General features: G+C 42.6%; 23 protein-coding genes and 1 pseudogene. 19 read left to right on the forward strand and 5 right to left on the reverse strand.

Annotation, left to right across the window (positions count from 1 at the left end; all coding sequences use genetic code 11):
* Positions 1-362 precede the first annotated feature (362 nt).
* From CUU64_RS19415 to CUU64_RS19440, 6 genes are all read left to right on the forward strand, one after another.
* Complete coding sequence (locus CUU64_RS19415; protein ID WP_101635319.1) at positions 363-677, forward strand: hypothetical protein; 315 nt, start codon at positions 363-365, stop codon at positions 675-677.
* 258 nt (positions 678-935) lie between these two features.
* Positions 936-2,225 carry a UDP-glucose dehydrogenase family protein gene (locus CUU64_RS19420; protein WP_101635320.1) on the forward strand — a complete coding sequence of 430 codons (1,290 nt, stop codon included), beginning with the start codon at positions 936-938 and terminating at the stop codon, positions 2,223-2,225.
* A complete protein-coding gene (locus CUU64_RS19425) occupies positions 2,222-3,169 on the forward strand; it encodes an NAD-dependent epimerase/dehydratase family protein (RefSeq protein WP_101635321.1) in 948 nt (315 codons plus the stop codon). Before CUU64_RS19420 ends, CUU64_RS19425 begins: the two co-directional genes overlap by 4 nt.
* Before the next feature lie 15 nt (positions 3,170-3,184).
* Positions 3,185-4,345: a glycosyltransferase family 4 protein gene (locus CUU64_RS19430; RefSeq protein ID WP_101635322.1), complete on the forward strand. Its 1,161-nt coding sequence runs from the start codon at positions 3,185-3,187 to the stop codon at positions 4,343-4,345.
* Positions 4,346-4,557: 212 nt separating this feature from the next.
* The gene (locus CUU64_RS19435) at positions 4,558-5,400 is read left to right on the forward strand and encodes an EcsC family protein (RefSeq protein ID WP_101635323.1); all 843 of its coding nucleotides are present in this window, start codon (positions 4,558-4,560) and stop codon (positions 5,398-5,400) included.
* On the forward strand, positions 5,397-5,909 hold the full coding sequence (locus CUU64_RS19440; RefSeq protein WP_101635324.1) for a MogA/MoaB family molybdenum cofactor biosynthesis protein: 513 nt from the start codon (positions 5,397-5,399) through the stop codon (positions 5,907-5,909). The genes CUU64_RS19435 and CUU64_RS19440 overlap by 4 nt, the downstream gene beginning before the upstream one ends.
* A gap of 274 nt (positions 5,910-6,183) precedes the next feature.
* On the opposite strand, the gene CUU64_RS19445 is transcribed toward CUU64_RS19440, so the two are convergent.
* A complete protein-coding gene (locus CUU64_RS19445) occupies positions 6,184-6,495 on the reverse strand; it encodes a hypothetical protein (RefSeq protein ID WP_101635325.1) in 312 nt (103 codons plus the stop codon).
* A 219-nt stretch (positions 6,496-6,714) separates the two neighbouring features.
* Here CUU64_RS19445 and CUU64_RS19450 point away from each other — a divergent pair, with 219 nt between their 5' ends.
* From CUU64_RS19450 to CUU64_RS22225, 3 genes are all read left to right on the forward strand, one after another.
* The gene (locus CUU64_RS19450; protein WP_101635326.1) at positions 6,715-7,920 is read left to right on the forward strand and encodes an argininosuccinate synthase; all 1,206 of its coding nucleotides are present in this window, start codon (positions 6,715-6,717) and stop codon (positions 7,918-7,920) included.
* Positions 7,917-9,314, forward strand: a complete 1,398-nt coding sequence (gene argH / locus CUU64_RS19455; RefSeq protein ID WP_101635327.1) for an argininosuccinate lyase — start codon at positions 7,917-7,919, stop codon at positions 9,312-9,314. Before CUU64_RS19450 ends, argH begins: the two co-directional genes overlap by 4 nt.
* A 109-nt stretch (positions 9,315-9,423) precedes the next feature.
* Complete coding sequence (locus CUU64_RS22225; RefSeq protein WP_180954684.1) at positions 9,424-9,570, forward strand: hypothetical protein; 147 nt, start codon at positions 9,424-9,426, stop codon at positions 9,568-9,570.
* A 315-nt stretch (positions 9,571-9,885) separates the two neighbouring features.
* Here the strand turns inward: CUU64_RS22225 and CUU64_RS19460 are convergent, their stop codons facing one another.
* Complete coding sequence (locus CUU64_RS19460; protein WP_101635328.1) at positions 9,886-10,980, reverse strand: M24 family metallopeptidase; 1,095 nt, start codon at positions 10,978-10,980, stop codon at positions 9,886-9,888.
* A gap of 178 nt (positions 10,981-11,158) precedes the next feature.
* Between CUU64_RS19460 and CUU64_RS19465 the strand changes: the two genes are divergently transcribed.
* From CUU64_RS19465 to CUU64_RS19475, 3 genes are all read left to right on the forward strand, one after another.
* A complete protein-coding gene (locus CUU64_RS19465) occupies positions 11,159-11,842 on the forward strand; it encodes a metal-dependent hydrolase (protein ID WP_101635329.1) in 684 nt (227 codons plus the stop codon).
* Between the two features lie 155 nt (positions 11,843-11,997).
* Positions 11,998-12,237 (forward strand): hypothetical protein, encoded by a 240-nt coding sequence (locus CUU64_RS19470; protein ID WP_101635330.1) that lies wholly within the window; start codon positions 11,998-12,000, stop codon positions 12,235-12,237.
* A 69-nt stretch (positions 12,238-12,306) separates the two neighbouring features.
* Positions 12,307-13,626 carry a CBS domain-containing protein gene (locus CUU64_RS19475; RefSeq protein WP_101635331.1) on the forward strand — a complete coding sequence of 440 codons (1,320 nt, stop codon included), beginning with the start codon at positions 12,307-12,309 and terminating at the stop codon, positions 13,624-13,626.
* Positions 13,627-13,845: 219 nt separating this feature from the next.
* Here the strand turns inward: CUU64_RS19475 and CUU64_RS19480 are convergent, their stop codons facing one another.
* On the reverse strand, positions 13,846-14,154 hold the full coding sequence (locus CUU64_RS19480) for a YtpI family protein (RefSeq protein WP_101635332.1): 309 nt from the start codon (positions 14,152-14,154) through the stop codon (positions 13,846-13,848).
* A gap of 148 nt (positions 14,155-14,302) precedes the next feature.
* Here CUU64_RS19480 and CUU64_RS19485 point away from each other — a divergent pair, with 148 nt between their 5' ends.
* Positions 14,303-15,238: a DHH family phosphoesterase gene (locus CUU64_RS19485; RefSeq protein ID WP_101635333.1), complete on the forward strand. Its 936-nt coding sequence runs from the start codon at positions 14,303-14,305 to the stop codon at positions 15,236-15,238.
* Between the two features lie 55 nt (positions 15,239-15,293).
* Here the strand turns inward: CUU64_RS19485 and ytrI are convergent, their stop codons facing one another.
* Complete coding sequence (gene ytrI, locus CUU64_RS19490) at positions 15,294-15,794, reverse strand: sporulation membrane protein YtrI (protein ID WP_101635334.1); 501 nt, start codon at positions 15,792-15,794, stop codon at positions 15,294-15,296.
* Positions 15,791-16,126 carry a sporulation membrane protein YtrH gene (gene ytrH, locus CUU64_RS19495; RefSeq protein ID WP_101635335.1) on the reverse strand — a complete coding sequence of 112 codons (336 nt, stop codon included), beginning with the start codon at positions 16,124-16,126 and terminating at the stop codon, positions 15,791-15,793. The genes ytrI and ytrH overlap by 4 nt, the downstream gene beginning before the upstream one ends.
* Positions 16,127-16,303: 177 nt before the next feature.
* Between ytrH and dnaE the strand changes: the two genes are divergently transcribed.
* The 6 genes and pseudogenes from dnaE (at position 16,304) to pfkA (ending at position 24,307) form a co-directional block, all read left to right on the forward strand.
* Positions 16,304-19,660: a DNA polymerase III subunit alpha gene (dnaE, locus tag CUU64_RS19500; RefSeq protein ID WP_101635336.1), complete on the forward strand. Its 3,357-nt coding sequence runs from the start codon at positions 16,304-16,306 to the stop codon at positions 19,658-19,660.
* A gap of 71 nt (positions 19,661-19,731) precedes the next feature.
* Positions 19,732-20,250, forward strand: a pseudogene (gene ystJ / locus CUU64_RS19505) (NADP-dependent malic enzyme); the annotation flags it as partial.
* 202 nt (positions 20,251-20,452) lie between these two features.
* Positions 20,453-21,022 (forward strand): FadR/GntR family transcriptional regulator, encoded by a 570-nt coding sequence (locus tag CUU64_RS19510; RefSeq protein ID WP_374702741.1) that lies wholly within the window; start codon positions 20,453-20,455, stop codon positions 21,020-21,022.
* Positions 21,023-21,114: 92 nt separating this feature from the next.
* Positions 21,115-21,981: an acetyl-CoA carboxylase, carboxyltransferase subunit beta gene (gene accD, locus CUU64_RS19515; protein ID WP_101635338.1), complete on the forward strand. Its 867-nt coding sequence runs from the start codon at positions 21,115-21,117 to the stop codon at positions 21,979-21,981.
* Positions 21,978-22,955, forward strand: a complete 978-nt coding sequence (accA, locus tag CUU64_RS19520) for an acetyl-CoA carboxylase carboxyl transferase subunit alpha (protein ID WP_101635339.1) — start codon at positions 21,978-21,980, stop codon at positions 22,953-22,955. The genes accD and accA overlap by 4 nt, the downstream gene beginning before the upstream one ends.
* 392 nt (positions 22,956-23,347) lie before the next feature.
* Positions 23,348-24,307 (forward strand): 6-phosphofructokinase, encoded by a 960-nt coding sequence (pfkA, locus tag CUU64_RS19525; RefSeq protein WP_101635340.1) that lies wholly within the window; start codon positions 23,348-23,350, stop codon positions 24,305-24,307.
* The last annotated feature ends 68 nt before the right edge of the window (positions 24,308-24,375 follow it).

Here is a 24,375-nt window from a genome sequence, read left to right on the forward strand (position 1 = left end):
ATTTTTTATATGTAAAACAGGAGCTGTTGTGATTAAAGGTCGGAATGCTCATGTACTGCAGGCATTAACCAAAAAACGTCAGATTGCCGGCTAAAGGCATCTGGTGACAATGTATGACCAACCCACAACCTGTGCTTTTCCTATGTGAATCACATTTCTGCAGGCCTTAATTTCGCTCCCATTTTCGCCTTAACAAAGGTCTATCAATCGGTGAATCCATATTGAAAATTTCCATTATGACTTAATCATTGGGGATTTGCCGTCCCGGAAATAGGTGAACGTCCAAGCAGTAGCGAAACACTTTGCATATACTGGACTGCAGACCATATGTTAATACCTATTTGAAAGGGGCTAAGAAGACCATGGAAAAACAGGAATATTACCATGACGTTTTGCTCAACCTTACGCCAGGTTCTGAAGTGAATGTCCATACAGGAAAAAAGACTTTTTACAATGCGATATTAAAAAAATACCATCCGGATAAAAAAGTTGGCTATTTCTTAATTGACCAATTCTATGAGTTTAAAAGCTTCATACTTCCAATACCTTTAGGAAAAATTGTTTCATTGGATTTGCCAGTGGAGTCTCAAGAAGCTGCTCTCGAAAATACTGATGAAGCCACTGCTCTTAAGGTGTTATCGACCCTTCCCAAGGGTGTTTCCGAAGATGATGAATAAAACGGGTGGCTGACTCTGTTAGAGAAGGCGAGACTCCATAATGCTCGTGGGGATCTAAACAAATCTCCCAATATGGTAGTTTTTATAGGGTCGGACTCCTAATGAGTCAGCCTCTTTTTTTATTCTTATAATTAAGCGCTCGTGTATGTGATGCTATATCTCCCCAACTGTTTTTAAGAAATAAGGGCGGACGCCCTGCCACTCCGTATTATCCCTAATATAATGTAAAATCTCTAAGTACATGGGGAGGAAATAGATATGGAGATCTGTGTGATTGGCGCGGGCTATGTCGGATTGACTTCTGCAGCGGTCCTGGCTGATCTTGGGCATTCCCTTTATTGTATCGATACAGACGAAGAAAAGATAAAACAGCTAAAACAAGGGAAAATGCCAATCTTTGAACCTGGATTATCTGAATTAATAAGAAAAAATGAAAGGAATTTAATTTTCAGTTCATCCATAGCAGAACATATCAAAACAGCTTCCGTTATATTTATTGCCGTTGGGACCCCGTCATTGCCGGATGGCAGGACAGATTTATCATATGTCTTTTCTGTTGTAGATGATTTGGCTAAGGCAATCGATTCTTACAAGACCATCATTACGAAAAGTACGGTGCCACCAGGGACAAATGAAATAATTGTTAATAAGTTAATAGATAAAGGATTGAGTCAGGAATTATTTCATGTCGTTTCGAATCCGGAGTTTCTAAGAGAGGGATCAGCGATTTACGACATGACCCATCCTGATAAAATTGTTGTAGGAAAGATGGAAGAAGATGATCAATCTTTGCCGATCCTTAAAAATATCTATCAAAAAATAAAATCCCCCTATATTGTAACAAGCTTAACAGGAGCCGAGATGATCAAGTATGCATCTAATGCGTTCTTGGCAACCAAGATTTCATTTATTAATGAGATTGCTAGAATTTGCGATAAACAAGGGGTGAATATTGAAGATATAGCAAAGGGAATTGGTACTGATCCAAGAATCGGTCCTCATTTTCTTTCCGCAGGCATAGGATATGGCGGTTCCTGTTTTCCTAAAGATGTTCGTGCCCTGGAACATAGTGCCCTGGATAAACATGTAACCCCACTTATTTTACAGGCTGTCCAATCAGTAAATGGGACACAGATAGATCTATACATCGAGAAGCTATCCGTGCTTTTTGGCGATTTGACTGGAAAAAATATATCGGTTCTAGGTTTCTCTTTCAAACCGAATACGGATGATACAAGGTATTCTCCTGCTGTTTCCTTAATTCAAAGGCTTGGTGAAATGGGATGCAACGTCAATGCTTATGATCCGAAAGCTCATCTGCCTATCGATGCGAGACAAACTGCCATTCAGCATGCTCAAGTCGAGAAGGCGATCATGGAGGCAGATTGCGTGGTGATCGCTACAGATTGGGATGACTTTAAACAGCTCGATTGGAAACAAGTGAAAAGCCTGATGAGGGGCGATTGCATAGTAGATGCCCGTAACTGTGTCGATCCGGGGAGCGTCCGCCAAGAAGGCTTGAAGTACATTGGAGTTGCAAGACCATGAAGATACTTGTTACAGGCGCGGCCGGGTTTATAGGCTCGCATCTTTGCGAGAAGCTTTTAATGGATCCTAATAATGAAGTGACCGGTGTAGATACATTTATTGGACCGACATCCGAGACTCTTAAAAAACAAAATCTTGCCGCTTTGGCTGTCCACCCGAGATTTACATTCAAGCAAGCGGATTTACTGACAGTTGACTTAGACAGAATGCTCCAAGAACAGGATATTGTTTACCACCTGGCCGGCATGCCAGGGGTGCGTTCAAGCTGGGGAAAAGAATTTGGGCCATATGTTACAAATAATATTGTCGCTACCCAGCTCCTGCTTGAAGCGGCTAAAAATAAGCCAATTGAAAAATTCATTTATGCTTCGACATCATCAGTCTATGGAGATATTCTAGGCAAGGTAGCTGAAAATGCAACGCCATCACCGCTTTCTCCATATGGTATAACGAAATTAACAGGTGAACATTTATGCAATGTGTATCGAATAAGCTATAACATCCCTGTTGTCACCTTAAGGTTTTTCACCGTATATGGTCCGAGGCAGCGTCCAGATATGGCCTTTCACCGGTTCATTGCACAAGTTCTGAAAGGGGAGCCGCTGACGATTTATGGAGACGGAACCCAATCAAGAGATTTTACCTATATTAGCGATTGCGTCGACGGAATCGCATCGGTCATATACAGGGGAAATTTGGACGGACAGACAATCAATATAGGCGGCAAAGAAAGAGCATCAATAAACGATGTCATTAGGCTTATTGAACACCTTACAAGAAAGAAAGCGAAGCTGAACTATCTTCCGAAAATAAGCGGGGAACCAAAGCATACCTGGGCAGATATTTCCAACGCACGTGCTTTGCTCGGCTATAACCCGATGATTACCCTGCAAGAAGGTCTGTCAAAGGAAATAGAGTATATAAAAACAATTTATACCTTATGAGAAGGGGGCATGAAGGTGAACATTGCGTTCATATGTACGGAAAAGCTACCATGTCCCGCTGTAAAGGGCGGGGCGATCCAAATTATGATAGATGGAATCATTCCCTTTCTTAGGAAGAACCACAAGCTAACTGTATTCTCCATTACCGATCCCTTTTTACCGGAACGGGAAGTGACAGAAATGGTTGAGTTTGTTCGGTTCCCAAAAGAGACATATGAAGCGGATGTAGCGGAAGAATTAAAGTGTCGGGAATTCGATATGATACACGTGTTTAACAGGCCAGCAAATATAATGAATTATAAAAACGCCGCACCTGATAGTGCATATGTGCTTAGCCTGCATAATGATATGTTTTCTGAATTAAAATTAAGCCGTAGCGAAAGTATAAAGGCGATTGAGTCAGTAGATGCCATTACCTCCGTGAGCAAATTTATAAAAAATACTGTAACAGTTAGGTTTCCCCAGACAGAAGAAAAGGTGCATATTCTTTATTCAGGAGTTGATCTTGAAAAATTTCCTTCACCATTATCTTCGGAACGGGAAAAGAAACGGCAAGAAATGCGCAAGGTGTACCAAGTTGAAAATAAGAAAGTCATCCTGTTTGTGGGCAGGCTCAGTAAAACCAAGGGTCCACATTTACTCATTGAATCTCTTAAGTTTCTAATCGATAAATATCCTGAAGCTGTTCTTATGATTATTGGCGGTAAATGGTTTAGTGATAATACCATCACTGATTATGTAAAAAGGCTGCATGATTTGTCAGATAGTTATAAGGGGCATGTGATATTTACCGGATACATGCCAGCTGATCAAATTCCATCCATGCTTTTATTGGGAGATATTTTTGTTTGCAGTTCACAATGGCATGAACCGCTTGCACGTGTCCTTTATGAAGCGATGGCTGCAGGAATTCCCATTGTCACAACCAATAGGGGAGGAAATGCAGAAGTAATTGAACATGGTGTTAATGGGATCATCATCGATGATTATGACCAGCCGGAAGCCTTTGCAAGAGCCATCGATCAGGTTCTCTCACAACCGGTTTGGGCAGCCAGGATGGCTAAGCAGGGCAGGCAACGAGTTGAAGCGAGCCATCAATTTAACCATGTCGCGGATCAACTTGAAAAAATCTACGTGGATATACTTGCGCATGGGAACCAGGATACAAAAAAATAAAAACACTTACTGTCATATGTAACTTTATGATAAGTAAGTGTTTTTTTTGTTCCTCCAACAAAGTTAAAAAATTGGAAGATTGGTTATAAAATTTTTTAGAATAATAGTCCTTTCAGCTCGCACCGATAGGCAACAGGGTTTTCTAAGAAAATTTCAACCTATGATATACTAGACGATATAAATTGCCTAATGGCGGGGCGGGAGGTATGTAAATGGGGTTAACAGCACGGGAAGAAGAGGTATGGAATGAAATTAGTGAATGGGAACAAAATCTGCTGGATTATGAACCTACCGATTTTGCTTCCCTTTATGACCGATGGCTGGAACAAGGGTTTTCCTTGCTGCCGGAGGAAGTAAAGAAGCGATTTTTTGAGAAGCTTGACGTTTCGTTATTTCATTTGCATGCAATGATCACAAGTTCCCAAATACAAATGGATGCACGCGACCGAATTCTGAAAACCGCCCGTGTCTTTTATCCGGATATTGGTGCTGTTTCTGATTTGAAATTGCTGACGATTGATCAGTTAAATTATATTGCAGGGCAGCATATCGCAAAACACAGGCTCTACTCATTCGCGCAGGGAGGAGCAAGCGGGTCTGGCGGGTTGCTCATGCTCGGAAGCGACTTGCCGGGAATGGCCGTTATCAATATCAGGGCCGTCCAACTTATTGCCATGAGTTACGGATTTGAAGTGGATACACCGTTTGAAATGATGGTCGCCCTGAAGGTATTTAATATTGGGATGATGCCAGCTCGGCTTCAGGGAGCAGCCTGGGAAGAACTACTCCTAGAAATAAAAAATACTGAAGATGGGTATTTTTATGATGGAAACGAGGAACTTACGAATATTTCATGGCTGGAACAGCCCTTGGGACAACTATTAAAAGCGGTAGCCATCACTGCTTTTCGCAGGAAGTTAATACAGGGTGTTCCACTTATTTCCATGGCGATCGGGGCAGGCGCAAATTACCAATTGACGAGAAAGGTTACAGAACTTGCGCAAAAGTTTTATCAATATCGATATTTAACTGAAAAAAGAGAGGAACAGGCATGAGTGTAATACAGCATAAGAAAGAGGCGCCGAAAAAAATCCACTGTATGGTGATCACTGTAAGCGATACTCGTAACCCGGATTCAGATAAAAGTGGAAAGCTTATGATCGATCGCCTTGAGGAGAACGGCCATAAAGTAAATGAATATAAGATTGTGAAGGATGAATTAGAAGAAATCAGGAGAGCCATTTTACATGGAGCGGAAAATCCAGAAGTAGATATCATCTTGACTAACGGCGGTACAGGTATTGCAAAAAGGGATGTAACGATCGAAACTGTAAAGGATTTACTCGATAAAGAAATTCCAGGATTCGGAGAAATTTTCAGGATGCTCAGTTATCAGGAGGATATTGGTTCGGCAGCGATTTTATCACGTGCAATCGCCGGAGTTGTAAAGGATAAGGCCATATTTTCAACTCCTGGATCTACTGGCGCGGTCCGGCTGGCAATGGATAAATTGATTCTTCCAGAATTAGGGCATATCGTAAAAGAACTAAAAAAAGACCTATAGGAAAAGGCTTGGACAACGTGGTCCAAGCCTTTTAATTGAACTTTAAAAAAAGTATAACTTGGTCAACACTAGTGTTTAGGCGACGTAGTTAAGGAACAGAGTAGATTACAGCCTATGAACGCACATCCTGTGACAACACCTGTGTGACTCATATCCTCACAAAGGGTGCGGCTTTGTTTCGTGCGATGTTTGCTGCCGAAGCCTTCCTTGTCCTGTTTAGCGTAACTACCCCTCTGTCTTCCCCATTTAAAGGCTCGCCAATCGGCGAGTTGTTCTAATGCATTTTTTTACTTATATCCTGATTAGTCCGGTACCAGAGCCAAAGGTCATTGATTGTTGAGGCGAGATTGGCAATTTCCGAATTTAGCCGGCAGGAGGTAGAAAAGTCGCTCTCATCGGAGAGCAATGCTTGTTTCTTGTCGATCGATTGTTCCAGTTCCTTGATCCGGTCAGGTATGGCGCCCCTTATCTGTTCCCATTGGAGCAGTATCTCCTGCTGTTTGGCATTGCTGAATTCATCCCATTCTTTTTTAAAGACCGGAACATGAATGCCAAGACGCACGTCGAATGAAAAAATTCCGTCCATAAACCGTTCTCCCCTGCAATTCATATAGTAATAATGTAAGTTTATCATAGTTATTTTTATGCTTACAGTTCTATAAACATAAATTCCTACATTTTATGAATCTTAAAAAACTTAAAAAATCCCTTGCATTGCTAGAAAAAAGCTGATAAATTAATAACAGAAAGTTTGAATAAAAATAATATTATATGAATTTTTATTCATCAAGGAGGACGAACTAACATGGCAAATCCAAAGATTGTTTTAGCTTATTCCGGGGGTTTGGATACTTCCGTAGCTATAAAGTGGTTACAAGAACAAGGATATGACGTAGTGGCATGCTGCCTCGATGTGGGCGAAGGAAAAGATTTAGAATTCATTAAGCAAAAAGCGTTACAGGTTGGGGCAGTTAAGTCGTTTGTAATTGACGCTAAAGAAGAGTTTGCTCAAGATTTTGCATTGGTTTCTCTGCAGGCCCATACAATGTATGAAGGTAAATATCCACTAGTTTCTGCTTTATCGCGTCCGTTAATTGCAAAGAAACTTGTTGAAGTTGCAGAAGCAGAAAACGCAGTGGCTGTTGCCCATGGATGTACAGGAAAAGGAAACGACCAGGTACGCTTTGAAGTTTCATTCAATGCGTTAAACCCAAATTTACAAGTAGTGGCGCCTGTACGTGAATGGAGCTGGTCTCGTGAAGAAGAAATTAAATATGCACAGGATAAAGGAATTCCGATTCCAATTAACTTAGATAGTCCTTTTTCTATTGACCAGAACCTTTGGGGGCGTGCTAATGAATGTGGGATTCTTGAAGATCCTTGGGCTGCTCCGCCAGAAGAAGCTTACGAGCTTACGGCAAGCTTAGAAAAAACCCCGGATACTCCTGATATAATAGAAATCGGCTTTGAAAACGGTGTACCCGTTACTTTGAATAATGTGTCTTACAAGCTTTCAGATTTAATTCTTGAATTGAACCAGTTAGCGGGTAAGCATGGTATTGGCCGTATTGACCACGTGGAAAACAGATTGGTTGGAATTAAGTCACGTGAAGTGTATGAGTGCCCAGGTGCTATTACCTTGATTAAAGCTCATAAAGAACTTGAAGATATTACACTTGTAAAAGAAGTAGCACACTTCAAACCAGTCATTGAGAAAAAATTGACGGAATTAATATATGATGGACTTTGGTTCTCTCCTTTAAAGGATGCACTAATCGCTTTCTTAAAGCAGACACAGCTGACCGTTACAGGTACAGTTCGGGTGAAATTGTTCAAAGGCCATGCAATCATTGAAGGAAGAAAATCTGAATACTCCTTATACGATGAAAAGCTTGCAACTTATTCTGCTGATGATGAGTTTGACCATAATGCAGCTGTTGGATTCATTTCACTTTTTGGACTTCCAACTAAGGTTAGCAGCATTGTAAACCAGAAGAAGGTGACAGTGTGAGCAAATTGTGGGGAGGCAGATTCACAAAATCCGCCGAAGAATGGGTAGATGAATTCGGAGCTTCGATTTCATTTGACCAGGAGCTCGTAAAGGAGGATATCCAGGGCAGCCTTGCTCATGTGAAAATGCTGAAGGCTTGTGGGATTCTTCCTGCAGATGATGCCGAAAAGATCATCGAAGGGCTCAACACTCTGCAGGAAAAAGCAGAAAGTGGGGATTTGTCTTTCTCAGTTGAAATGGAGGATATCCATCTCAATCTTGAAAGCATGCTGATTTCAGAAATCGGACCGGTCGGGGGAAAGCTTCATACCGGCCGCAGCCGGAATGACCAGGTTGCCACAGATATGCATTTATATTTGCGCAATCAGACTAAAGATGTCCTTGAATTGATCATCAGTCTCCAACAGGCAATCCTGAAACAGGCTCAAGAACATATTGAGACACTTATTCCAGGATATACGCACCTGCAGCGGGCCCAACCGATTTCGTTTGCACACCATTTAATGGCATATTTTTGGATGCTTGAACGGGATAAACAGCGCTTTACGGAAAGCTTCAAGCGCATCAATATCTCGCCGCTTGGGGCAGGAGCGCTTGCAGGGACGACATTCCCGATTGACAGGGAATACTCCGCGGAGCTGCTCGGTTTTGACGGGATCTATGAAAACAGCCTTGATGCGGTGAGCGATCGCGACTTTATATTGGAGTTTTTAAGCAATAGTTCCACTTTAATGATGCATTTGTCCCGTTTCAGCGAAGAAATCATCCTTTGGTCCAGCCAGGAGTTCCAATTCATTGAGCTTGATGATGCGTTTTCGACGGGAAGCAGCATCATGCCACAGAAGAAAAACCCTGATATGGCAGAATTAATCCGAGGGAAGACAGGTCGTGTCTACGGTAACCTGACCGGGATGCTGACCGTATTGAAGGGCCTGCCGTTAGCATATAACAAAGATATGCAAGAGGATAAAGAAGGTATGTTCGATACTGTAAAAACAGTGATTGGGTCCCTGAAGATCTTCGAAGGAATGATCTCCACCATGAAGGTCAGAACGGAAGCGATGAAGAAGGCAACAAACTCTGATTTCTCCAATGCAACGGAGTTGGCGGATTATCTTGCTGCGAAGGGCATGCCATTTAGAGAAGCACACGAAGTGGTAGGGAAACTTGTCCTTTTCTGTGTGCAACAAGGCTGTTATCTGGCGGACCTGACAATGGAGCAGTTTAAAGAAGCGTCCGGCCTTTTTGAGGAGGATATTTATAAAGCTCTGGATCCTTATGAGGCAGTGAAACGCCGGAACAGCGCAGGCGGCACTGGATTTGAACAGGTTAAGATAGCGATAGCAAAAGGAAAAAAACTGTTGGAAGAATATAAACAACCCGCTCTTCGATAGATGGAGCGGGTTGTTTCTGTTAAAATTATACAATGTCTCTTTTCGGGTTAGTCGGCATAGTTGTATTAATTTTGCGAACGATAATAGAAAATATAGAGGAGGAATTAAGGTGAAACAAACTGAGGAACCGAGAAAATTCGTATATGAATATGATGAAGAAGAATTAAAAGAAACTGTGAAGCAAATTACGGATTCATATACAAGCGGAGAGGATCAGGGTCAAACATTTAAGACAAATACTGAATCTGATACATAACGGTGAAAAGATGAATTCGGTTTTGTCTCACAACTGTTAAAAGGCACCTGCTTGAAACCGGAAGCTGACTTTTCATGCAAGGCTGGCACTTATTTTTGGAAGTGTGTCCAAGCGTTGCTGGAATGAGCTAGTTATATATATTGGGAAGCGGACACTTCTTTGTAAAATAGGATGACGAAGTAGCAATACCGGATTATGCAACTAACTGTGTAGCGGGCGGATTGGCAGGAGGTTGGGCTATGATCCGCATTAGAGTGAAACATGCCTAATTGGAAGAACGAAAGGCAGCCGGAATTGAGCTGCCGTTTCCTTCCTTTAGATGACTTGAAGTGCTTTAGGATAGGCCGTTAAAATCTCATAGCCTTCATCCGTGATCAAAATATCATCTTCAATCCGAACCCCAGCAACATCGGGTACGTAAATCCCCGGTTCGATTGTGAAAACCATCCCTGGCTCAAGGATCAGCGGATTGGTTTCGGTCAGGGAGGGATATTCGTGTACGCTAATTCCCAGCCCGTGGCCGAGCCGGTGAGGGAAATACCCACCATATCCTTTTTCGGAAATGATTCTTCTAGCAGTCAGATCAATTTCTGAGCAGGCTGTGCCGGCTTTGCTTGCGGCAACAGCGGCTTGTTGCGCTTTTAACACTGTTTCATATATTTCACGCTGCTTGTCATTGATATCCCCGAAAGCTACAGTCCTAGTAATGTCCGAGCAATATCCCTCATAAATCACACCTAAGTCAAATAATACCAAATCCCCGCGGCTGACTTTCGTCATTCCGGGTGTTCCGTGCGGAGAGGCGGCATTTTTTCCTGTCAGTACCATGGTAGAAAAAGACATTTCACTAACGCCGGCTTTTTTTAATTCATATTCAATGGCGGCTATGATCGCCATTTCTGTTTTTCCTTCGCTGATTTCATTGACGCCCACTTCGATGGCATAATCAGCAAGGCGGCAAGCTTCCCGGATTTTCATTATTTCATCTTCTGTTTTCATCATACGAAGTTGGCGCATCTTTTCTTCAGCCGCGAAAACCTCAGGAGAAGAGAATATTGCATTAACTTTTTCATATCGTTCGACGTTCATATGTTCCTTTTCAATGGCAACCCTTTTTATTGAAATGGAACGGTTAGCCACTGACTTTTTTACTTTTTCCCATGGGTCTTCGATATCTGTGTAACCGATTATTTCAGCATCCCATCCGGAATTCCTCGCATCTTCTTTTTCCATCTGCGGGCAAACCAGAAATGGTTCGGCATCAGGGAAAATAGCTAACGCAAGCAATCTTTCATGAGGATCGCTTAAAAATCCGCTCAGATAAAATACATTTTCTGGAGCAGTGATGAGAGCTGCATCGATCGTATTTTGGCGTATCCAATTTTGTAAGGCGACAATTCGTTGGTTCAAAAGGAGTCCCTCCATTTCTCATATGTTCATTTCACCTAATCAATAAGAAACCTATTTGTGAACCGTTAGATTTTTTGGAATTAGGGTAAAAAAGAATATGTTAGCATATTTTTGGAAAGTTTAGCCTGTATTATATATAATATAAAAAAGATGCGTATGCAATGAAAGGAGAATGAACTTGAAAGTTTCGTATCACGGACATAGCGTAGTAAAAATCGAAACAAATGGAAAAACAATTTTAATTGACCCATTCATTACTGGAAATGGATTGACTGATTTGAAGGTAGAAGAAGTAAAGCCTGATGTCATCATTCTTACCCATGGCCACGGCGACCACTTGGGGGACACGGTGGAACTTGCAAAAAAGAATGATTCACTAGTAATCGGTAATGCAGAGATTGCAGCATACATAGGGTTCCAGGGCGTAAAAAATATACATGCCATGCATATTGGCGGTTCTTATGAGTTTGATTTTGGCAAGGTGAAGCTGACCCCAGCTTTCCACGGAAGCGGGTTTGTTACTAACGATAACCAAATCATATATTTAGGGATGCCAGCAGGAGTTTTATTCATGGCGGAAGGAAAGACGGTGTACCATGCAGGAGATACCGCCCTTTATTCAGACATGAAACTGATCGGGGAAAGGCACCCAATTGATCTTGCCTTCTTGCCAATTGGCGATAACTTTACGATGGGCCCGGAAGATGCGGCGCTGGCGGCCAAGTTTCTGAACGCAAAACAAGTTGTTCCGATGCACTACAACACATTCCCGCCAATTAAACAGGATCCGCAGGCTTATGTGGACATGCTTGATGAGGGAGTTGGAAGAGTACTGCAAGCAGGGGAGTTTATTGAATTATAGGAGAATGGGTTTCATCTGTTCATACAGCAAAAAACCAGGCTAAATTGCTAGCCTGGTTTTTTGTTGTGACGGCACGAGGGTCTCTGTGTCTTTTTTAGACTGCATAAGCATAAAATGTACCACGGGAAAATTGTTTGGGTGAGGGAGGGATTAAAATGAAACAAAGGCTGTTGCTATGCCTGCTACTAATCGGCGTGATGCTGTATTATGCGGTTCCAAGGATTTCACCGACAGCAGAAGGAATGGAAGGCCTTTTTGCTTCAAGCTGGCTGCTCCTTACCATGTTTGCTGCTGCGGGCAATCTGACAGGAATGCTTTATGCCCCCAAAAAACGAAAGAAAGGGGTACAAAGGAAAGAGGAGCAAGTGCGCCAAAGAATACATTATTATCACTAGGCACATTGAATAGCACCCTCTTTCACTTTATAATGAAGAAAAAGGGAATGCGTGAAAAGGGTGAAGAGCTTGGCGACTAAGCATGAACAAATTTTGAAATATATAGATGGCCTGCCGGTTGGAGAAAAGATATCGGTACGGCAGATAGCAAAAGCGCTGACTGTAAGTGAGGGTACAGCATATCGGGCCATCAAGGATGCTGAAAATAAAGGCTATGTATCAACAATCGAAAGAGTCGGTACAATCAGGATTGAAAGGAAGAAGAAAGAAAATATTGAGAAGCTTACATTTGCTGAAGTTGTCAATATTGTTGACGGCCAAGTCCTGGGTGGGCGGGCAGGTCTTCACAAAACGCTAAATAAATTTGTAATAGGCGCTATGAAGCTCGAAGCGATGATGCGTTATACCGGGCCAGGAAATTTATTGATCGTTGGAAACAGGGTTCAGGCACATGAACAGGCATTAAGAGCGGGAGCCGCCGTGTTGATCACAGGCGGTTTTGACACGGAAGACCAGGTGAAAAGGCTTGCTGACGAATTGCAAATGCCGGTGATTTCCAGTAGTTATGACACATTCACGGTTGCTACAATGATCAACCGTGCCATTTATGACCAGTTGATCAAGAAGGAAATCCTATTGGTTGAAGATATCCTGACTCCAATTCACGAGACAACCTTCTTGCAGACAACAGACCCCATTTCCGTCTATCTTGAATATAATAAAGAGACACAGCACAGCCGATTCCCTGTAGTAGATGATAACATGAGGGTACAGGGGATGGTCACTTCAAAGGATGTAATGGGGCAGGAAGAATCTGTTCTAATGGAGAAAGTAATGACAAAAAACCCGGTGACCGTAGGCGGCAAGACAAGTGTAGCCTCTTCGGCCCACATGATGGTTTGGGAGGGCATTGAGCTGCTTCCCGTTGTAAACGACAGCCATGTCCTGCAGGGAATCATCAGCAGGCAGGATGTCTTGAAGGCGATGCAAATGAGCCAGAGGCAACCGCAGGTCGGGGAAACCATTGATGACATCATCACAGGGCATCTCTCGATGAGCGGGAGCAGGTCTAAGGGTGAGGAAATTTACCGGTACGAAGTTACACCGCAAATGACGAATTATCTCGGTACCATTTCTTATGGTGTGTTTACGACAATCGTGACGGAAGCGGCAAACAGGGTGTTGAGAAGCTATAAAAGGGGCGACCTTGTCGTAGAAAATACCACCATCTATTTTATCAAGCCTGTGCAGATTGACAGTATGCTTGAAATTATTCCTAAAGTGCTGGAAGTCGGGCGGAAATTTGGAAAAGTGGATGTTGAAGTTTTCAATGAAGGAAAGCTCGTTGGAAAAGCGATGATGACTTGCCAGCTGTTAGATCGGTCTTAATTTTAACATAAAAAACCCGCCGATTGGCGAGCCGTTCTATAAGCGAAAGCAAAGGTGCAGTTAGATCTGTAGGATTGTTGTCACAAATGAGTTGCCGCACAGTGAAGCATAGTTATGTTCTATTTTAAAATTTATGGCAGAGAATTTTTATATTTTCTTAGCTGCCAAAGCTGTAGGATAATCAGCAGGAAAATTCTCCCCTGCCTGGTTATCCTTTTATTAAGAACCTTTGGACACTTGTTCCGCTTCTTCAATAGCCATGGGCAGATAAAACTTGTAAGCTTTAAATCCACCAAACATGCTTAGAACTCCAATCAGCAGGAAAATAGCAGCAACAATATAAGTCGTTTTTGTTTGGTAAAGAAAAAGCTGATTTGACCCAAACAGGGCAACAAAAAATCCGAGAGCAATCTGTGATTTAGCTGATAGCCATTTTTTCTCCATCGGAAGATGTGTCCGAAAGTATTTAACCTTATAAAAGATATAAAACATGAAGGAAATGACAATCAAAACCGCTAATAGTAACATGATGGTTAGCCTCCAGTTTGCAAATCATTCCATTCCATTTTACCGGGAAACCCGGAACAATGCCACCATTAATAAGACAACCCTTTCCAATCCTTTCTTTTTTTGCTTAAATAGATTTATATGTTAGGCAAGTGAAGGAGATAAAATGATGAAAGCAGAAATATTACAAGAAATAAAGCGCTACGAAACGATTATTATCCACCGCCACATTCGCCCTGATCCAGATGCATACGGATCTCAGTGTGGCTTGGGAGAAATCCTAAGAACTTCTTTCCCAGAAAAGAATATTTACCTCGTAGGGAAAGAGGAAGAATCGCTGAACTTTATGAAAAGGCTCGACACAATTTCTGACGAAATCTATAAGGGTGCACTTGTTATCGTATGTGATACGGCCAATCAAGCCCGCATATGTGACCAGCGATACAACCTGGGAGAAAAGCTCATTAAGATTGACCACCACCCAAATGATGATAAATATGGCGACCTCATATGGGTCGATGAGGACGCAAGCTCAGTGAGCGAGATGATATATGAATTTTACCTGTTTGGAAAAGATAAGGGCTTGAAAATAAGCGATGAAGCGGCCAGGCTATTATTCGCGGGGATTGTCGGGGATACCGGTCGGTTTCTGTATGCCAGCACGACAGAAAAAACGTTCAGCTATGCCGGCGAATTGATTCATTATAATTTCTCACGCCCAGAATTGTTCAATGATATGTATGACGTTAGTGAAAACCTGGTCCGCTTAAATGGATATGTTTTGCAAAAATTTGAAATCCTGAAAAACGGCACCGCTAAGATGGTGATCACCAAGGACCTGTTACAAGAATTTAATACCAGCGTCTCAGAAGCTTCATTGCTGGTCAGCTCTCTAGGTTCGATGAAAGGGGTCAAGGCGTGGGCTTTTTTCATTGAAGAGGACAAAGAAATCAGGGTTCGTCTCCGTTCCAAAGGCCCAGTTATCAATGGAATTGCACGAAAGTATAACGGCGGGGGGCACCCTTTAGCTGCAGGTGCATCCATTCATTCTTGGGATAAGGTGGACGACGTAATGAAAGACTTAGAGGAATTGTGCGGTAAGTAAGAGGCGACTCAGGCTGACTCCCCTGTTTTGGTCAGCCTGGGTTTACTTTGGGATTTTAGAGGCGTACAAGACGAACTTCTATTTTCATGTTTGTATAAAAAAATATCTCAGCGACATCCAATCTGTAGCGCCGTTTATTAATATCAAGGATTTTGTTTTCGATCGCTTTTTTTAGTAAAGATCTTCCTTTATAGATGGTTTCTACGTCTTTGGTAATCAGTGAAGCCAAATCAGCCCGGATGGCATCCTCTGCTTCTGCTATACTTAAATGATCCATATGAAAAGTTCTGCCATTTGAAATGGAGATTTGGACGTCCTGGATTTTCAGCTTTTTTTCTGTTTCTTCATTTAACCGTTCAAAATCCTCTTCCCAGATATCATTTTTATCACTCAGATTTTTAATTAACTTTTGTTGTTCGTTAATCTTTTGGATTTGTTTTTCCTGCATAACTCCGTACATGAATAAGAAAACGAACCAGCTGATTACCGCACCAATAACTACCCCGGAAAAAAAACGCAACCATGTGCGGACATGATGATATTGCGGTACCCTCATGGCGATATATAATCCTGCGTCAGCCAGTTTATCAACTGTGCCCCTGTTTGTGCCCCTCCCATCGCGGAGAGGATCATCAGGAACTGCTTTACAATGTCCTTTGTTTCCCCATTAAAAAACCCGCGTTCGAAAGAATAGACGGTATCAAAAGTACCGCCGATTGCCGCTATTATCGCCCAGATTCGTAATGAGTCCGACAACCTGAAGATTGCTGTGAGCGGCGCCTGCCCGGTAAAAAACGCAGCCAGTCCTCCCATTAAAGAGCCGCCTAGCAACAATCCAAGCGATGTGAAATAGCTGTTAATAAAAGCAGGAAAGAAAGCTTCATTCATCCTGATCATCCTCTTGTTTAAAAATATTAGCCTATAATTATATATATGGACAAACTTCGTCACATATGAATTTTCCGCTTTACACAGAAATGATGCAAAAAGAGAACATATTTTCTTTTTTTGCGGTTAAGTCCTATAATAAAACAAAAGAAAGCCTTATAAGGGTGGGAGAAAAAAGTGTTTATCCATCTCCATGTACAAAGCGCGTATAGTTTGTTGTCAAGCACCGTTAAAATAGACGAGCTGGTGTCACAGGCAAAGGCCAATCGTTTCTCGGCAGTCGCCCTAACCGACAGGAATGTAATGTACGGTTCTATTTATTTTTATAAAGAATGCAAAAAGCAAGGCATAAAACCAATTATCGGATTACTGGCCGATGTTCTTTCCGAGCAAGAAGAGCCATATCCGCTTATTTTACTGGCAAGGAATAATGAAGGGTACCAAAATCTATTGAAGATTAGCAGTGTAATTAAAACGAAATCGACAGCCGGGATCCCCCTAAAATGGCTAGGTCCCTATTCAAAAGGGCTTATTGCCATATCGCCGGGGGCCGCGGGAAGGATTGAAAGTTTTCTAACACACGGGGAATTTGAGCAGGCAAAAGAAACCGCGCAATTATACGAAAGCATTTTCGGAACGAATTCTTTCTATCTTTCTATTCAGCGCATGCCTGACTCCGCAGAAAACATGGAATCTCCCATGATTCGCCTTTCTCAAGAAACAGGTATCCCCCTGGTGGCTACCAATCCTGTTTTCTACTTAAACAAGGAGGATGCGCTAGCAAGGCAAGTACTTGAAGCTGTAAAAAATGGGGAAAAATTGTCTGACTATAATCAGAACGATTCGCAAGCAGGGGAGAATTACCTGAAAACAGGCAAGGAAATGGCCGAACTATTCCGGGACTTACCTGATTTATTGGAAAATACACTGAAAATATCCCAGGAATGTGATGTTGATATACAGTTTAACCGCCCATTGCTGCCAAAGTACCCGGTGGAAAATGGCAAAACAGCCGATGAGCTGCTAAAGGAAGTTTGCTTGGGTGGGCTAAAAAAGAGATATACCAATCCATCAGCAGGACATTTGGAAAGATTGCAATATGAGCTGTTAGTCATCAAAAAAATGAATTTCAGTGACTATTTTCTTATTGTCTGGGATTTTATGAGATATGCACGAAAAAAAGGCATCCTGACAGGGCCGGGAAGGGGGTCAGCAGCTGGTTCCATTGTAGCGTATGTGCTGGAAATTACCGATGTCGATCCAATCGAGCATAATCTGTTATTTGAACGGTTCCTCAATCCTGAACGCATAAGCATGCCGGATATTGATATCGATTTCCCTGACAATCGGAGGGAGGAAGTCATTTCCTACGTTGCCGCGAAGTACGGAGAACTTCACGTAGCACAGATTATCACGTTTGGCACTTTTGCTGCTAAAGCAGCGGTCCGCGATACCGGTCGCGCCTTTGGTTTGAATGCCAAGGAACAAGAAAGGCTGTCCAGGATGATACCATCCCGTTTAGGAACCACCCTAAAGGACGCTTTTAAAGAGTCAAACGCGTTAAGGGAGTTTGTAAATGCGAGTCAATTAAACCAGGCTCTTTTTGAAACAGCGTTAAAACTCGAAGGGCTTCCTCGCCATACCTCCACCCATGCCGCAGGTGTAGTAATCAGCGACCTGCCGCTTACGGAAATTATTGCAATTCAACAAGGGCACGAAGGCATTCACCTCACGCAATTTCCGATGGATCTTCTTGAGGAACTGGGGCTTTTGAAAATGGACTTTCTAGGTCTTAGGAACTTGACACTGATAGAGAATATTGTATCCAGCATCCGAAAAGGAACAGGACAAAAAGTTGATTCAGGATCGATCCCATTAGACGACATGAAAACATTCCAGCTGTTAGGTAAAGGGGATACAACAGGGGTCTTCCAGCTGGAATCGGAGGGGATAAGGAAAGTGCTCATGCAGTTGGCCCCTACGCGATTTGAAGATATCGTCGCGGTGAACGCCCTTTATCGCCCAGGACCGATGGAGAATATTCCCTTATTTATTGACCGGAAGCACGGCCTGAAACCAATAGATTACCTGCATCCGGACTTACAGCCTATTTTAGAGGATACTTATGGAGTAATCGTCTACCAGGAGCAAATCATGCAAATTGCCTCCAAAATGGCCGGGTTTACGCTGGGGGAAGCGGATTTGCTTCGCCGTGCCGTCTCCAAGAAAAAGAAAGACGTCCTTGACAGGGAGAGGGAGCATTTTGTAAACGGGGCGAGGAAACAGGGCTATCCACCGGAACTTGCTAATCAAGTTTATGATAGTATCGTGCGGTTCGCTAATTATGGTTTTAACCGCAGCCACGCGGTAGCCTATAGCTTTATTGCTTACCAGCTTGCATTTTTAAAAGCACATTTCCCAAAATTTTTCATGGCTTCCTTGCTGACCTCTGTCATAGGCAATGAAGATAAAATCTCCCAGTATGTCAGCGAAACAAAGAATAAAGGCATCTCTGTCCTTTCGCCGTCAATCAACAAAAGCGGATTTGCATTCCAGGCAGAACAGGATGGAATCCGGTTTAGCCTAGGTGCGATAAAAGGAATCGGTGGTACCGCACTGAAAGAAATATTCGAGGCAAGAAGGCAAAAAAAGTTTACGGACTTATTCGATTTTTGCCTTCGGGTATCAAGCAAAGCCGTAAATAGGAAAATACTAGAGGCGCTCATCCATTCAGGAGCCTTTGATGAATTTGGAGAGGACCGGGCAACCCTGCTTGCAAGCCTTGATGTCGCACTGAGCCATGCAGAACTAGTGAAACCCGAAGATGGCAGTTTCGACTTATTTGGGCCGGATGAGTTTTCACTAAAGCCTAAATATGTGGAGGTAGAACCAATTCGGATGGAGGATAAGCTATATTTCGAAAAAAGCGTACTAGGCCTTTATTTATCCAATCATCCGGTAGCTTCTTACAGAAAGATCTTTCAATATTTTGGGGCAACGTCAATTGACAATGCTCTAGTAAAGGCAGAAAATAAGGCTCTTTTGGCAGTGTACATTACCTCCTTTAAAGGCATACGTACCAAAAAGGGTGAAGCAATGGCTTTCTTGTCAGGGAGTGATGAAACAGGCGATCTTGATGCAGTTGTTTTTCCGAATGTTTATAAAAACCACATGGCGCTTCTAAATGCCGGGAATATCGTCATGTTCAGCGGGTCGATAGAGAAGAGGGACAGCAAAAAGCAATTGATTGTCCAGGAAGTATACTCTCTTGAACGGTTGAAAGAAATGATGGAAGAAAAGAACTCTCGCCTGTTTATAAAAATCGAAAGGGATAAACAGACTCCATCAAATTTAAAACGGATCAAACAAGCGCTATTCCAGTACAGAGGAACAACGAAAGTCATGCTTTATTATGAAAGGGAAGACAGGTATGTACAGCTGTCTTTAGAGGACTGGGTTTCACCGTCACCGGAACTTTTAGCGAAATTGTCGGCAATTACCGGAGCAGGAAACGTTGTGTTAAAACAAGATTAATTGTTCACAAATAGTCCAATTATGTTATAGTTGAAAGAAGGCCATCGTGGTCTGACCACTTTTTGTGACGAATGGTAAAACCATCTTGTTTTGGAAAAACCCAAGGAGTGAACACATTCTCATTTAGAGAAGAAGCGTTGCATATGCACAAGACACATCAAAGGAAGCTTGAAACAGTTTCTAAGGTTCCGGTAAGGAATGCCGTCGATTTAAGCATTGCATACTCACCGGGTGTGGCTGAGCCATGTAAAGAAACATATGAGCCCTAAATGTTTTATGACTACACGATGAAGGGCCATACGATAGCAGTTGTTTCTGACGGGACAGCTGTGCTTGGACTTGGCAATATCTGGCCTAAAGCAGCCATGCCGTTAATGGAGGGTAAATCGGTGCTGTTTAAAAGCTTTGCTGGTGTCGCTGCTTTTCCAATATGTCTAAAAACGACGGATGTGGATAAAATTGTAGATACCGTTAAGCTGCCCGAACTGACATTCGGCGGAGTCAACCTTTAGGAAAATGCTGCCCCCAATTGCTTCATCATTGAAGACCGGTTAAAAGAGGAAATGAATATATCTGTATTCCATGATGATTAACATGGAACAGCAATCGTTACTGTTGCAGGCCTAGTAAACAGCCATGGAAACAGGTGTCACCAGGCGTCAGGTAAACCCTGAGGACGTAATGGGAAAAACAAGAAAGCTTGCGATTATTAGAAAAAGCGAGTGATGCAGATTGATTCATTCCAATCCATCTTCGAAAATATATTTGAATATTGTCGAGAAGCTGAGGAATATGATAGACACGGATGGGCTTTTGCCCGGCGATAAAATACCTTCAGAAAGGGAGCTCGCGGAGCGCCTGAATGTTGGACGTTCTTCTGTCCGAGAGGCTTTGAGGGCATTAGAGCTTCTTGGTCTTATTGAAACGCGCAGGGGAGAAGGTACCTTTATAAAAGATTTTCAGGAGCATAGGCTGGTTGAACTCTTGGGAGCATTTTTTCTGCAGAATCCACAAATCCAGGGCAATTTATTGGAAACAAAATACTTGATAGAAATGGACTGCCTTAGAACAATCATTACCTCTTGTTCCGACTCGGAGGTGGAGATGCTCCTAAACTGGGTGGTACAGAGGAGTTTTGATGATGAATCATTCTTTCAAAAGATCGCGGAAGTGAACCGTAACAAGCTATTGGAAAGAATATGGCGCATCATCAACAGTTATGCAAAAGCATCAGATTTTCCTTCGCAAGCAATGATACATGAAGAATACATAAATTTGATTTACGCATTAAAGGAACGGAATGAACAAAAAGTCCATACCATATACAACAATATTATTAGAAATCTGTCGGTGGATACCTGACATGTTTTTACACGTTTTTTACTTGTTTTCTGATAGAGTATTGGACAAGCATTTAGCGCCATTAACAATAAATGGCAAAGGGAGGTTTCATCTTGCTTAAAGAGCTATTTACAAAATCGAAAAAGAAGAAATACGCTACGATTCCTTCTGAACGGGATAAGCAGGATGTACCCGAAGGAATTATGACAAAATGCCCGAACTGTAAAAAAATCATGTATACAAAGGAAGTAACCAAGAATTTGAAGGTATGCCTGCATTGTAGGCATCATTTTACGATGACGGCTCATGAAAGAATTGACAGCCTGTTTGAACCGGGCAGCTTCACCGAACTGGATGAAGGGCTAACATCGGCCAATCCACTTAATTTTCCTGGCTATATGGAGAAACTTGAAAAGGACCGAGTGAATTCGGGGCTTAACGAAGCCGTCGTCACTGGCGTCGGAACAATCGGTGCTAATGAGGTAGCTGTGGCAATCATGGATTCCCGGTTCCGGATGGGAAGCATGGGTTCGGTCGTGGGTGAGAAAATAACTCGTGCAATTGAAAAGGCAAGGGAATTACGAATCCCATTCCTGATTTTTACTGCCTCTGGAGGGGCAAGAATGCAGGAGGGTGTACTCAGCCTTATGCAAATGGCAAAGACAAGCGCCGCACTAAAAATGTTCAGTGATGAAGGCGGTCTAATCATCTCTATCATGACTCATCCCACTACAGGCGGTGTTTCTGCAAGCTTTGCTTCTTTGGGCGATATTAATTTAGCTGAGCCGGGTGCATTAATCGGGTTTGCCGGCAGAAGAATCATTGAACAAACAATCAGGGAAGAGCTTCCGGAAGATTTCCAGACAGCGGAGTTCTTATTGAAGCACGGCCAGCTTGATGCTGTGGTTTCTAGATTGGAAATGAAGGAAAAACTGATCAATATTCTGGAAATCCATGTTCCGGGTGGTGAATGGGTATGATAGGTGAATTGGAATTTGAACGTCCAATTATAGACCTTCGAAAAAAGATCGATGAATTAAGGGAAATAACAAAAGATGCTGAAGTCGATTTATCGGATGAAATAGAAAAGCTGGAAAAGAGACTTGAAAAGCTAGAGACAGACATTTATGAAAATATGAAGCCTTGGGATCGGGTACAGGTAGCGAGGCATCCGGCCAGGCCAACCACTCTCGACTATATCTCCCACCTGTTTACTGATTTCTTTCAGCTGCACGGTGACAGGCATTACGGGGATGATGAAGCAATTGTCGGCGGGATTGCAAAGTTTGAAGGGTATCCTGTTACGGTCATTGGCCATCAAAGGGGCAAGGATACAAAGGAAAATCTACTCCGGAATTTTGGAATGCCGCATCCTGAGGGCTATAGAAAGGCATTGAGGCTAATGAAGCAGGCTGAGAAATTCAACCGGCCAGTCATTTGCTTTATTGACACAAAAGGCGCTTATCCCGGCAAAGCGGCTGAAGAACGCGGCCAAAGTGAAGCGATTGCCAAAAACCTTTTCGAAATGGCAGGCTTAACAGTTCCTATCGTTTGTATTGTCATTGGAGAAGGCGGTAGCGGCGGCGCTCTTGCTCTTGGCGTCGGTGATAGAATTCACATGCTGGAAAATTCCACATATTCCGTGATTTCTCCGGAAGGGGCAGCAGCTTTGTTATGGAAGGACTCCACACAGGCGAAACGTGCTGCCGAAACAATGAAAATAACCGCTCCTGACCTGAAAGGGCTTGGAGTCGTCGATGAAGTTATTCCAGAGGAAAAAGGCGGTGCCCACCGGAATGTTCAAAAACAGTCAGATGCCATACGCACTGTTTTAAAGAAATCACTGGATGAGCTTCTTGTGTTGAACCGTGAAGAGCTAATAAACCAACGATATTTAAAATTCAAACAAATTGGGGAATTCTCGTTAGAAAAGGAATTTTCCAGGGTAAAATAAACGTGTTGCCAATTTGGCGCACGTTTTTTTTGTAACCTTTTAAAAATGTTCCGAAAAAACAGATTCTTTACAAATTAATAATGAAAACGCTTTTTTGGAAAAATAAATGCTAATCAGGGCACAAATAGGTTTACGAAATGAAACAACTATTCTAGAATGAAAGCGCGGAAGATAAAAGTAATTGATATATATAGGATTCACATCAAATAATGTAGGCAAATTATGTCTATATTAAAAGTAGCTATCTATGGATCACTGCCCTTCTTTTTTCTATATTTTTGGCAGTGGTTTTACGAAGCTTTATGTTAGTAATGTACATAATTCGGGCAAATGCCGCCTTACGGGCGAGCAAACCGGAAATGCAGTTTTTATAGTATATAGAGGTGATCTTGATGAAAAAAATTGGTGTACTAACAAGTGGAGGAGATTCCCCAGGAATGAATGCTGCCATCCGCGCCGTTGTCCGTAAGGCGATCTACAATGATATTGAAGTATATGGCATTTATCGTGGTTACCAAGGTCTTATTGAAGGAGAAATCAAAAAGCTGGAGCTTGGATCGGTCGGTGACATTATCCACAGGGGCGGTACAATGCTTTACTCGGCACGCTGTCTCGAATTTAAAACTCCAGAAGGGCAACTCAAAGGAATCGAACAATTAAAAAAACACGGAATAGAAGGCTTGGTCATTATTGGCGGGGATGGTTCTTACATGGGGGCTAAGGCTTTGACAGAAAGGGGCTATCCTTGCGTAGGCGTTCCGGGGACGATTGATAATGATATTCCAGGTACAGAATTTACTATCGGCTTTGACACCGCTTTGAACACAGTAATTGACGCTATTGATAAAATCCGGGATACAGCAACCTCTCATGAAAGAACGTACTTGATTGAAGTAATGGGCCGTAACGCCGGGGATATCGCCTTATGGGCAGGGCTCGCAGGCGGTGCAGAGACGATTCTCGTTCCCGAATATACTTATAATATGGACGAAATTACAGCGAAGTTAAAGCGTGGCCACGAACGTGGTAAGAAACACAGCATTATAATTGTTGCAGAAGGCGTCGGCAGCGCTGTGGATTTCTCAAAAAAAATCGAAGAAGCGACTGGCTTTGAAACCCGTGTGACCGTGCTAGGCCATACCCAGCGCGGCGGTTCGCCGACAGCTGCGGACCGGGTGCTTGCCAGCAGGCTGGGTGCACTTGCTGTGGAACTCCTTATGGAAGGAAAAGGAGGCCGGGCAGTGGGAATCGAGAATAACCGTTTGGTCGATTATGATATCATTGAAGCTCTTGCCATGCCTCACAATATAGATAAAAAAATGTATGATCTCTCTTCGGAATTATCTATTTAGGTCCACAGCATAAGGAAGGTTTCAATAGAGTTACATCGCATGACTGAAACAGGAGATTTGTGAGGGTG

It is taken from the genome of Bacillus sp. V5-8f (assembly GCF_002863565.1).
Taxonomy (GTDB): domain Bacteria; phylum Bacillota; class Bacilli; order Bacillales; family DSM-1321; genus Peribacillus.